We start from the raw sequence: 11,072 nt of genomic DNA, 5'->3' as shown, positions 1-11,072 counted from the left end.
ATACTTTTCCTCCTTATAAGTGGTCTAAAGTTGTTTGCGGCTGATGTTCATGACATCCATATAGTGCAGGATGTGGTCTGCGGTTTCCTCTATTGCTTTGTTCGAAACGTCGATGACCTCGCAGCCAATCTGTTTCATGATCTGGTCTGCGTATTCGAGTTCTTCGAGGATGCGTTCCATCCCGGCGTAGCTGGCGGAGGGCGGCAGTCCAAGCGTTTTCAGGCGTTCTTTACGGACCTCATTGAGTTTTTTCGGTGAATTCACCAAGCCAATGATCCGCTCCGGTGCAATCGTGAATATTTCTTTCGGCGGCTTCGATTCCGGAAATAGCGGGATGTTTGCGACTTTCACATTCTTGTTCGCCAGATAGATCGACAGTGGCGTCTTGGAGGTGCGGGACACGCCCAGCAGCACGATGTCGGCCTTTTCGATGCCGCGCGGATCGCGTCCGTCGTCGTATTTGACGGAAAACTCGATGGCTTCGACGCGGTTGAAATAGTCCTTGTCCAGTTGGCGGTTGATGCCCGGTTTCTCCTTGGCCGGAAGCTGGAACAGTTGGCCCAAGCCGGTCAGGATCGGACTGTAGATGTCGACTCCGATCAAGCTGGATTGTTCGATCCTCACTTTCATATAATCGGCCATTTCCTTTTTCACGAAGGTGTAGAAGATCATTGCCTTCTCATCTTCGACCGCTTTTTCACAGATGTCGTCGATTTCCTCGGCCGTCTGCACGTAGGAATATTTTTTCAGTTGGTAATTTTCCGTCTCGAATTGGAAGAGGGCGGATCGGATCACCACATCGGCTGTCTCTCCGACGGAATCAGATACTAAGTAAATTGCATTAAGGTCCATTTGCACACTTTCCTCCTAAAGGTCTTTGTTGAATATATCAAGCAACAATCTGCTGGCGGTCGATTTCGAAAATTTTCCGATGACCTCTTTTTTTCCGGTTTCTTCATACACGGAACGGGAAAGGACTGGCAAACTGTCGACGCGATGGGTAACGAGTAATTTCGTGGCATCGACAACGAATGTATCGCTGAAGACGGTATACAGATTCGGCATTTTCGTCATGACCATTCCGACCGGGATGGCATTCAGATCGGAGTCGCCCAAAGCGCTCTTGAGCAGATCCTTGCGGGAAACGATCCCCAGTATTTCCCGGTTGTCTGTTACATAAAGGGAACCACAATCCTCCAAGAAAAGCTGGATGATGGCATCCTGGATGCTCGTTTCTTTGGTAAGGTTAACCGAGATCGCCATCACCTTTTCGACTTTTTGTTTGGCGATCTGTTCGACCAGCACGGAGTTGGTGTGCTCCTCATTGATGAGATAACCAACTTTCGGTTTGGCCTGAAGGATGCCACTCATCGTCAGCAGCGAAAAGTCAGGGCGCAGCGTCGCCCGCGCAAATCCTAGTATGGAGGCAATTTTTTCACCGGAAATCGGCTGCTGTTTCTTGACGATTTCGATTATTTGTTTTTGCCTATCGGTAAGTTCCATTTTTTCACCTCAATTCTTAATGTGATGTTCTAATGAATATATAGTATGTCACATTGGGGGCGTTGTCAACACAAAGTGACATCTTTTTTGTGATTATATTTGCATACTGTAATATAGTGGGGCCGAAGTTACTGCAAATAGCGCTGTGGAAAGGGGAATTCCCGATTGGAGGATGGCTATTCGGGAATATGGCCCACCGGTCCCCGAACATTCTGCCACGTTCTGTCGCATCCAACAATCCTGGCGCTATTTTTGTAGCCTGATCAACACGGGTCTATGGTAAACTTATAAAGACTAAGCGAGGATGTGGACCGAGAATGGTATCAGTGGGATACAATACGCAAGATATTAAGGACATTACATACAGCAAAACCACGTTCGAGAAAGGGCTGCAATTGTTTGAGAGCAGGACAATCCGGAATTTCAGATCGGAAGAGGGTGGGCGTTCCTTTTATGCAGACATCAAAGGGACAAAAATCTATGATGTAGAGGTTTATCTTGATGAATATGGGGAAATCGAGGATTACTACTGTCCGTGTCCGGCCTTCAAAGGTTATCCTGGACCCTGTAAACATGTAGTTGCCTTCCTGCTTGAGTTACTTAATTCTTCCTCGGAATACAGAGATGAACGGAAATCCTCAATCAAAAAAGCATCGACAGGAGATGTGACCAGCAATGCTTCGATGAAGCAATACGATAGCGAACAGACGAGACGCTTGCTGAACGTGCTTCAATTCGAATTGCTTCAAGAAAACGATCTATTCGATAGGGTACCCATCCAGGTGGAATTTACACTGATCATGTCCAACCTTCGCTATGGGCAACGTTTCAGTCTGCAGATGCGGGTAGGGTGCGGGCAACTTTATATTGTGAAAGATTGCGAATACGTCGTCAACAGCATTTTGACGGGACAGCAGGTTCCCTTTGGCAAAAAATTCACTTTTTCAGCTGACAAACATGAACTGTCCGCTGAGGACCGTGCCGTTTTTCTTCTTTTGAAGCAAGTCAGCGATTCTGCTACAGCTTCAGGCCGTGAGCGTCGGTCGAACGAGGATCGCAAAGAGATCACTTTGCCCGGGAGTATGCTGAAAGAACTATTGGAAAAGTTGTCGATGACACCTCTAGCCAGCTTCAAAACCAATCCTTATCAGACCTATGGGAAACGCATATTGCCGGAAAATTTGGTGATGGGTTCTGAAAAATTGCCGATTCGTTTTGACCTGAGTGAATTAACGGATGGTGGCCTGCTTTTCGAAGAGACGACAGAGGCTGCACCAGAAAACATTTTTTTCCATGAGGCGGATATCTTTCTTATAGGCGGACATTTTTATTATTTGACCACAAGTATAAAGGACCGCTTGAACAGCATCTATGCAGCCATTTCGCAGTCCGGGCATGAGGGATTGCATATCCCACCGGAAGCCGCTGGTGATTTCTTGGCGATCGCTGTTCCAGCGATGCAGAAATTTGCGAACATCTCGCTAACGGAATCCGTGCAGGCGAGCTACCAACGTTATCCTTTGCAGGCTGAACTCTATCTGGACTGGAAAATGGAAAGACTGATTTTGGAATTGTTTTTCCGCTATGGTGAAACCAAAATTGATGGCACAAAAGAAATCAAAACTGAAAAAATCCTGTTGCCTGAAACAATTGTCAGGGACAGGATCGCTGAGGAAGTCTTATTGCAAAAATTCATCGAGTCAGGAAATGATGCGTTTCAATTTGAGAATTCCCTCTATCTGGAGGTCTTGGATGATATCATGTCGTTCCTGTACGAAGGTCTTGAGAAGCTCGCTCCCTATTGCGAAATATTCACGACAGCGGCTGTTGAGAACCTGCTTTACCAACCGGTCAGGCCGCCGAAAGTCGCAATCGAAGTCAACAACCAGTCACGGCTTTTGGATGTGACCTTCAGAACCGATGAAATCAATGTGGAAGACCTGAAACAGATGGTCCGTCAGATCGCACAGAACAAAAACTATCATCGCCTGTCCAACGGTAAAATCGTCAACTTGCGCCAAAAGGAAATCAAGGAGTTGACCGATGCGGTCGTGCAGCTGGACGTACCTTTGAAGGATCTGAAGAAAGAGATGTCTTTGCCGCTCTATAAGGCTTTCGGTGTGGATACCGACGCGGGGATCGTTCATCAGAATGAGGATTTCATGACGCTCATCAATCGGATGGAGAAGCCCGAAAAAATCGACTTCGACTTGCCAGACGATTTGACAGCGACTTTGCGCCCTTATCAGGAAACGGGCTTCAAATGGCTGAAAGGGCTCGATTATTACGGCTTCGGGGGAATCCTAGCGGACGATATGGGGCTCGGCAAAACACTGCAGATCATCAGCTTCATTGCTGGTTCGCTCGGGGAACGCGACGAAAAACCTTATTTGGTCATCTGCCCTTCCAGTGTGCTTTACAATTGGCAAAAGGAATTCCAACAGTTCGCGCCCGGCATCCGTACGCAGCTCATCACCGGTACGAAAAGCGAAAGAAGCGACTGCGTAACGACAGCAATCGCCGAAAATATTCCGGTCTGGATCACCTCCTATCCGCTTTTGCAACGCGATGAGGATCTTTATGAAGGGCTGGCATTCCGTACCGTTATCCTGGATGAAGCGCAGAGCGTCAAGAACGCCACGGCAAAGACGACGAAAGCCGCCTCCGCGCTCATCGCCAACAACAAAATTGCAATGAGCGGGACGCCGATCGAAAATGCCTTGTCTGAACTTTACACAATTTTCAGTATCGCACAGCCCGGGCTCTTCGGAACGAAAAAAGACTTCAAGCAGCTGGAACCAGCGGAAATCGCCAAGAAAGTCAAACCGTTCATCCTGCGCAGGATGAAGGGGGATGTGCTGAAGGATCTACCGCCGAAAATCGAATCGATTTCCTACATCGAAATGACGGAAAAACAAAAGACCGTTTACCTGTCGCAGCTGCAGTTGATGCGCCAGGAAACGAAAGAGATGCTGGACGCAAAGACGCTGAACGAAAACCGGATCAAAATCTTGGCCGGCTTGACGCGGTTGCGCCAAATCTGTTGCGATCCAGCGCTGATAATGGCGGACTACACAGGCGGGTCCGGAAAATTGGAAAGGTTGATGGAGTATTTGGCGGAGGCCAAAGAGAACGGCAGACGCGTCGTCTTGTTCTCCCAGTTCACGCAAATGCTGGCCATCATCCGCAAAAAGTTGGATGAAACAGGAGATACTTATTTCTATCTCGATGGTCAGACGCTGAATCAGGATCGCTTGACCCTGACGACCCGCTTCAACGAAGGAGAGAAGGATCTTTTCCTGATTTCCCTGAAGGCCGGCGGGACCGGATTGAACTTGGCGGGCGGGGATACCGTCATTCTCTACGACTCTTGGTGGAATCCGGCAGTCGAAAGCCAAGCGACGGACCGCGTGCACCGTTTCGGCCAGAAAAAGGTCGTCCAGGTCATGCGCATGATTGCGACTGGCACGATCGAGGAACGAATCAACGAATTGCAGGAACAGAAGCGCGAAATGATCGATTCCGTCATACAGGCTGGGGGCCAATCGGTCACATCCCTGACGAAAGAAGAATTGATGCAGCTATTGGAAATGCAAGCCTAGCTACTTTAATTTGAGCTTGGAAAGTTTACAAACTTTTACATATACCAATAATGTTTTGAAAAGGAAGGGGGATTTGGATGACGGTTACACCTAATCCGGAAATGGATTTTGAATTATACATGGATACAGCGGTACTGGCCGGGAAAATCATGTTGGAAAGCAACGCGGAAACGTACCGTGTCGAGGATACGGTGACGCGCATCCTGAAGAAGACCGGGCTGCAGATGACCGAAGCGTTGGCTTTGACGACCGGGCTTGTCGCTACGCTTGACAGTCCGAATATGCACGCGATCACGGTCGTTAAACGGATTACGGAACGCACGACGAACTTGAACCGGGTTTCCCGCGTCAATGCCGTTTCGCGGAATTTCGTCGAAGACAAATTGACGATCCAAGAGGCTTACGATGCGCTGCAGAACATCGACGAAATCCAATACAGCGGTCGCCAAAAAAGTTTTGCTCTGATCGGCTTCATCCAAATGTTTATCTTTTTGATGGGAGGCACCTTCTATGACTTTTTGGCGATGATTCCGGTCAGCGCCGCAGTTTCTTTTGTTCTGCACATCGCGGCCAAATGGAAAATCCGTCCGTTCATCCAGAATATGGTCTCCAGTTTTGTGATCGCCGTGTTGACGGCCATTTTGTCTGAACTGCTGACGTTTCCGATACAGCCGGATACGATCATCATCAGCGCCATCATGCCCTTGTTGCCGGGTACCGTGCTGACGAACGGTATCCGTGACACTTTCCGCGGGGACTACATGTCGGGAGCAGCCAAAATATTGGAGGCCTTTGTGATTGCTGTTTTCATCGCAATTGGCATCGGTGCCGGTTTGATCGTCGGCGGAGAGGTGATCCGATGAACTTTCTGAATATCGTTTTGGAAATGGTCGTCGCTTTTATAGCCGTCAATTTTATCGCCATTACTTTGGAAGCGCCGAAACGGACATTGCGCTATGGCGCGTTGGGCGGGGCTTTGGGATGGGGAGTCTACCTTGTCGGACTGTCGTTTTTGGACATCGTCGGTGCTACTTTTCTGGCCAGTCTGTTCATCGCTTGGATCGCGCATCTGTTCGCACGTTATCTGAAGACGCCGGTGACGATCTATTTCATCCCAGCCTTCATAGCGCTGGTTCCGGGGGCGGGCGTTTATCAATCGGTCTACTCCTTCATCAACAAAGAGTATGCAGTCGCGCAGCAGCATCTGGTCCTGACGCTACAAATATCAGGAGCTATCGCATTGGCAATTTTCATTGTGGACAGCCTTTTCGGGCTCATGGCCAGGATTAAGGTGTCAAAGCAAAAGAAAAACCAGGCTAAATAGCCGCCTGTGACACAGAGATGTAAACTGGATTTAACGCAGACGTATCGCAAATATGCTAAACTTGTATCATTCAGAAGGGGGCTAACGCATGTCCGAAAACAATCAAAAACCGACCAGACAAGATTTACACCGAAATCATAAACGCAATAACCTGCTCGTTATCTTGGGCATCATCGCCACCGCATTTTTAGGGCTCTTGCTCCTTTATAATATTTTTTACGGGAATGATGAAGAACCATCTGTCGCGGCAGGTAATCAAACAAACTCACAAAGCATGATCATCACCGAATCGGATGACTCCAGCGAAACGTCTTCTTCAGCTAAAAAATCTTCGGACGAAGAGGAAGACAGCGCCGAGGAAGAGTCTGCAGAAGAGAACGATAAAGATACCGAGACGGAGAAAGTTCCATCCACCGATGACAATGTGAGCACGGCCTATACCGGTGACTGGAAACCGATCGGCACGACCCAAACCGGGGAACATGTCACGGATTACAGCGACGGCTCCGCCGACCGCAATGAAATCAAGCAAGCCATTGCTGCCGTGACCGGCATCAGCGCCGACAACATGATCGAATGGTGGATCGGCAACGCCGGCGATCAACAAGTCACCGCCACAGTCTCCGATACACAAAAAGAGACGATCGCACGCGTCCAGCTCAACTGGGTCGACGGCGAAGGCTGGCAAGTCACGCTTGTGGAAGAACTGAACGAAATACCGAACAACTGATCAACACAACAAGGCGCTCTTTGATAGGGGGCTTTTTTGCGTTGCTTATTTGGAAATGTTTCTGTACGGAATGCTCGTTTTAGGGTAAACTATTTCTGAATAGGAAACAGTTGAGGGGTGTCAAAAATGGAAGAAGAGAAAAAACCTTACGGAACGGTCCTGCTGAAAGCCGCAAAAATCATCGATCATTTATCCAACAGCAAGGAGGCCCAGAGTCTGGCCGCCATCGCAGCCAACACGGGTCTGTCCAGCCCGACGGCACTGAAAATCCTGGACACGCTGCTTTTGATCGGATATGTCGAAAAGGATGAGCAGACGAAGCGCTTTACACTAGGCAGTGCGCTGATACGCTATGCGAACAACCGACTGGCGAATCTGGACATCATCAAAATCACCGATCCGTACCTGCGGAATCTGCAGGCGGGCTTGGACGAAACGGTCCATTTGGGCATTCTGGATAAGGATGCGGTCCTCTACGTCAACAAGCTGGAGACCCAGAAAGCGATCGCCAACATCAATTCCCGCATCGGCAACACCAACCATCTCTACAGTTCCGCGATGGGCAAGGCGATGCTGGCCGCCTTCAGCGACGAAGAGTTGGCAGCGTATCTGGATCGGGTCGAACTGGTCGCGGATACGCCGAACACCATAACGGATCGGGATGTTCTGAAGGAAGAAGTGAAAAAAGTCAAAGAGTCGGGTTTTGCGACCGATGACGAAGAGAACGACCTGGATGTCATCTGCATCGGGGCAGCGCTCGTGATCGACAACAAAATCTATGGCGCATTCAGCGTCAGCACGCCGAAGTACCGTTTCGAGCGCGAGAAGACCATCGAAAAGGTATTGGAAACTAAAAAGAATCTGTTGGCTGAATTGAGCAGGACGAACACGTTTATTAGTTGATTGGGTGTTCTGATTTGGTATTTTGGTTCGAGTTCGCGCGTTTGGAGTTGACCGGATCTCCCCTCCAAAATGGGTTTGGCGGAGAATCTCGTGTTGTCCGTGGACGTTTCTCCCCGCCAAAGTGGTTTCGGCGGTTTTTTTGACTGTGATTTGAACTGCTTCTCCCCGCCAAAATGCTTTTGGCGGGTTATTTTTGTGCGGTAATTCATATCCCTATGTTCCGAAGTCCTAAATCTCTGGGAATTGAGAATGTTAAGTGACAGACTATTGTCCAAACGTCAATAAAAAAGGAATTCGCTCACATAGGTGTTGAAATAACCCAAAGGAAACCGTATAATGAAACCAAAGAATTTCTTAAATGAAAATGTTATTTCCTATTTAGAAATAACGAAAGTTTTATATCATGACTTTAAGGCCGGCTGCATCAAACCAGAAAGGAGAATGTAACCGCGTTCAATGAAATGAACTATTAATATAATCGGGAGCGTGCGAAAAGATGAGTAAAATTTTGACATTGGGCGAAATCATGTTGCGCCTATCTACAGATCCAGGGACATTAATGACTTACTCCACAAATTTCACCGGGCATTACGGCGGTGGGGAAGCGAACGTCGGCATTAGTCTGGCGAATTTCGGTCATGAAGTGGCTTTCGCTAGCAAAGTGCCAGCCAATCCGTTGGGGGTTGCGGTCCGCAAACATCTGAAAAGCTACGGAATTTGTACGGCTTTGCTTCGGAAAGGCGGCGAACGCCTCGGTACCTACTATTTGGAAAGCGGCGTTGGGGAACGTGCGGCTTCCGTTGTCTATGATCGTGCCCATTCAAGTTTTTCAAGCATGGAAGCCTTGGAGTGGGATTTCGATGAATTATTCGAGGACGTGAACCTATTCCATATTTCCGGCGTCACTGCCGCGCTCACCAAAGATTGGGCCGCATGGTCGGTCGAATTGGTACGGGAAGCGAAAAGACGCGGAATCAAAGTCAGCTTCGACATCAACTACCGCGCCAAACTTTGGACGCAGGCTGAATGCGGAGCTTTCCTCCAGCAAGTATTGCCGTTGACCGACTATCTTTCTGCGGGCAAATTGGATGCATTGTATCTGATGGGGATTACGGAAAATACAAGCGAGCAGGAAGATGTGACTTATTATTACGAAAAGATGGCGGAAAAATATCCTAACATCGAAGTCTTCTACTCCACCATCCGTCAGGTGCATTCCGCAAGCCACAATGTGCTGCAAGGGACGATGTGGCGCAAAGGGGAGACAACTTTCTCGAACGTTCATACGATCACACCGATTGTTGACCGGGTTGGCGGCGGGGATGCCTATGCTGCAGGGATCCTGCACGGCATCCTTTCCGAGTATACACCGGAGCATACAGTCGATTTCGCGATTGCCGCTTCCAGCATGAAGCACACAATCCATGGCGACTGCAACCAGTTTTCCGCTGAAGAAGTGGAAGACTTCATGAATTCCGAGTCTGGTGCCATCAAACGATAAGAAAATGCATATCAAAAAGACAAGCGTTCGGTCAATAAACCGAATACTTGCCTTTTTTGTCGGCTGCGCCGTGGGATAACTTTAATAATCAGATGAATTCGCTGTCGTATTGCTTCTCCAACTGTTTCATTTCATTTTGACTTACTTGGTCGAGCGTCATGAAAGCCAACAACAAGTTGAAGTCGTCGCGAGCTTCCGAATCGGTGGCATCCCAGATGAGCGTGTGCGCCGCCTCGTCCTCATCGAGGTCCTCCGATAAATCGACCATGTTGTTGCGCCATTTGATGTATGCTTCGTATTGTCCAGGTTTCATATTGTTTCCTCACTTTTCTTTATTTCATAATGTAGATCATTTCGATTTCGCGCTTTTCAAGATCGGTGCCGCGCTTCATGAAGCCTGCGTTTTCGAGCGTTTCCCGTCCCCATTGATTGCCGATTTGGATGGATGCTTGCAGCAGCGTGCAGGCGAATTGCGTTTCGATCCATTTCGCAATCTCCCTAACGCTTTCGGAACCGAAACTTTTGGATTGGAAGGGCTGACCGATCATGAACTGTTCGAGCGTCATGATCGCAGCCTTTTGCTCTTTTTTGACGAACGCCAAGCCGACCAGTTCTTCCTCTGCATAAAGGGCGACAGGGAAAAATTCTTGCGGTTGGACATAGGCGAGCGCAAGCATTTCCGCATTAGGGCGGATGTATTTGCGCTGCCAATCATCGACGCTCAACGCAAGCGCGGCCTCGATATTGTCTTGTGAAAGGTTACGTATTGTAATCATTTTTTACCCCTAGTCCGTTTCGTTATTTTTGGGTTCTGTATCGAATGTGATTAAATAGGATTCAAGCCAATTACCGCTGCTTTTCAAGGCGAAGTAGCCCAAGATAGCGACGATCGCAGCGGCCGTGCAGTTCACAATCAGGTCACCCATCGTATCCAATAAAGCTGACTGCCCGATTAGAGGGACACCCTCGATTGTAGCGGTCCGTTGCGTATTTTGGCCCATGACGCTGTCAGCGAAAAATTCATAAAATTCCCAAAGCACACCGATTGTAGTTGCCAGGCAGAAAGAAAAAAGTGAAGATAAAACCGGTGTCAGGTTCAATCTTTGGACGCCTCCCTCCTGCAGATTGGCGATGACGGAAAATCCGAGCACCCCAAATAAAGCAGAACTCAAGGCATGTTGGAGTGTATCCCATTCGGCAACCGTGTCATAGAACCCGCCAAGACTGCCCAATAAGAGAGCCAAATAGAGAAACACAGCATAGATAAAGGTGATTCTTTGAGGTAAGAGGATACGCGTATGTTTCCTCAGGAGCGAAGGGAAGAGCAAAGCAACCAGCCCGAAGCCGACTTGAACAAGCCGCAGGAAATGCTCTGCTTGCTTCTCAGTGCCTCTCGTTTGGATGAACCGCACAAATTCATACCCAGTGATCAGGATGAAGCTCGCAAAGATGAACAGGATAACAGCGTAACTGAATTTTTTCAGCGTTTCACGCATGGTTCTTCAGCCT

At 48.6% G+C, this 11,072-nt stretch carries 11 protein-coding genes; 6 read left to right on the top strand and 5 right to left on the bottom strand.

The genetic code is table 11. From position 1 onward, the window contains the following. Positions 1 to 24: 24 nt before the first annotated feature. Both BLV66_RS04800 and BLV66_RS04795 read right to left on the bottom strand, forming a co-directional pair. The gene (locus BLV66_RS04800) at positions 25 to 852 is read right to left on the bottom strand and encodes a pyruvate, water dikinase regulatory protein (RefSeq protein WP_086987565.1); all 828 of its coding nucleotides are present in this window, start codon (positions 850 to 852) and stop codon (positions 25 to 27) included. Positions 853 to 867: 15 nt separating this feature from the next. After that, positions 868 to 1,503 (bottom strand): CBS domain-containing protein, encoded by a 636-nt coding sequence (locus BLV66_RS04795; protein ID WP_086987566.1) that lies wholly within the window; start codon positions 1,501 to 1,503, stop codon positions 868 to 870. 317 nt (positions 1,504 to 1,820) lie between these two features. Here BLV66_RS04795 and BLV66_RS04790 point away from each other — a divergent pair, with 317 nt between their 5' ends. From BLV66_RS04790 to BLV66_RS04765, 6 genes are all read left to right on the top strand, one after another. Further along, positions 1,821 to 5,105 carry a DEAD/DEAH box helicase gene (locus BLV66_RS04790; protein WP_086987567.1) on the top strand — a complete coding sequence of 1,095 codons (3,285 nt, stop codon included), beginning with the start codon at positions 1,821 to 1,823 and terminating at the stop codon, positions 5,103 to 5,105. Positions 5,106 to 5,182: 77 nt separating this feature from the next. Further along, complete coding sequence (locus BLV66_RS04785; protein ID WP_086987568.1) at positions 5,183 to 5,968, top strand: threonine/serine exporter family protein; 786 nt, start codon at positions 5,183 to 5,185, stop codon at positions 5,966 to 5,968. Then, positions 5,965 to 6,429: a threonine/serine exporter family protein gene (locus BLV66_RS04780; protein WP_086987569.1), complete on the top strand. Its 465-nt coding sequence runs from the start codon at positions 5,965 to 5,967 to the stop codon at positions 6,427 to 6,429. The genes BLV66_RS04785 and BLV66_RS04780 overlap by 4 nt, the downstream gene beginning before the upstream one ends. Before the next feature lie 88 nt (positions 6,430 to 6,517). After that, complete coding sequence (locus tag BLV66_RS04775; protein ID WP_086987570.1) at positions 6,518 to 7,159, top strand: YrrS family protein; 642 nt, start codon at positions 6,518 to 6,520, stop codon at positions 7,157 to 7,159. Positions 7,160 to 7,285: 126 nt separating this feature from the next. After that, the gene (locus BLV66_RS04770) at positions 7,286 to 8,062 is read left to right on the top strand and encodes an IclR family transcriptional regulator (protein ID WP_086987571.1); all 777 of its coding nucleotides are present in this window, start codon (positions 7,286 to 7,288) and stop codon (positions 8,060 to 8,062) included. A gap of 496 nt (positions 8,063 to 8,558) precedes the next feature. Further along, positions 8,559 to 9,563 carry a sugar kinase gene (locus tag BLV66_RS04765; protein WP_086987572.1) on the top strand — a complete coding sequence of 335 codons (1,005 nt, stop codon included), beginning with the start codon at positions 8,559 to 8,561 and terminating at the stop codon, positions 9,561 to 9,563. 88 nt (positions 9,564 to 9,651) lie between these two features. Here BLV66_RS04765 and BLV66_RS04760 read toward each other — a convergent pair whose 3' ends face one another. The 3 genes from BLV66_RS04760 to BLV66_RS04750 are packed head-to-tail and all read right to left on the bottom strand — an operon-like array spanning position 9,652 to position 11,059. Further along, positions 9,652 to 9,876: a hypothetical protein gene (locus BLV66_RS04760; protein ID WP_086987573.1), complete on the bottom strand. Its 225-nt coding sequence runs from the start codon at positions 9,874 to 9,876 to the stop codon at positions 9,652 to 9,654. A gap of 19 nt (positions 9,877 to 9,895) precedes the next feature. Further along, entirely contained in the window at positions 9,896 to 10,339 is a 444-nt protein-coding gene (locus tag BLV66_RS04755; RefSeq protein WP_086987574.1) for a GNAT family N-acetyltransferase, read from the bottom strand. 9 nt (positions 10,340 to 10,348) lie between these two features. Continuing rightward, entirely contained in the window at positions 10,349 to 11,059 is a 711-nt protein-coding gene (locus BLV66_RS04750) for a DUF2238 domain-containing protein (RefSeq protein ID WP_086987575.1), read from the bottom strand. Positions 11,060 to 11,072 lie beyond the last annotated feature (13 nt).

The organism is Trichococcus collinsii (assembly GCF_900107505.1).
GTDB classification, from domain to species: Bacteria; Bacillota; Bacilli; order Lactobacillales; family Aerococcaceae; genus Trichococcus; species Trichococcus collinsii.
The sequence above is the reverse complement of the archived record's forward strand: the minus strand, read 5'-3'. Positions and strand labels throughout refer to the sequence as shown.

Bases quoted from the DNA above. Each gene is read 5' to 3' on its own strand.
- BLV66_RS04800 (WP_086987565.1), bottom strand. From the start codon at position 852: ATGGACCTTAATGCAATTTACTTAGTATCTGATTCCGTCGGAGAGACA.
- BLV66_RS04795 (WP_086987566.1), bottom strand. From the start codon at position 1,503: ATGGAACTTACCGATAGGCAAAAACAAATAATCGAAATCGTCAAGAAA.
- BLV66_RS04790 (WP_086987567.1), top strand. From the start codon at position 1,821: ATGGTATCAGTGGGATACAATACGCAAGATATTAAGGACATTACATAC.
- BLV66_RS04785 (WP_086987568.1), top strand. From the start codon at position 5,183: ATGACGGTTACACCTAATCCGGAAATGGATTTTGAATTATACATGGAT.
- BLV66_RS04780 (WP_086987569.1), top strand. From the start codon at position 5,965: ATGAACTTTCTGAATATCGTTTTGGAAATGGTCGTCGCTTTTATAGCC.
- BLV66_RS04775 (WP_086987570.1), top strand. From the start codon at position 6,518: ATGTCCGAAAACAATCAAAAACCGACCAGACAAGATTTACACCGAAAT.
- BLV66_RS04770 (WP_086987571.1), top strand. From the start codon at position 7,286: ATGGAAGAAGAGAAAAAACCTTACGGAACGGTCCTGCTGAAAGCCGCA.
- BLV66_RS04765 (WP_086987572.1), top strand. From the start codon at position 8,559: ATGAGTAAAATTTTGACATTGGGCGAAATCATGTTGCGCCTATCTACA.
- BLV66_RS04760 (WP_086987573.1), bottom strand. From the start codon at position 9,876: ATGAAACCTGGACAATACGAAGCATACATCAAATGGCGCAACAACATG.
- BLV66_RS04755 (WP_086987574.1), bottom strand. From the start codon at position 10,339: ATGATTACAATACGTAACCTTTCACAAGACAATATCGAGGCCGCGCTT.
- BLV66_RS04750 (WP_086987575.1), bottom strand. From the start codon at position 11,059: ATGCGTGAAACGCTGAAAAAATTCAGTTACGCTGTTATCCTGTTCATC.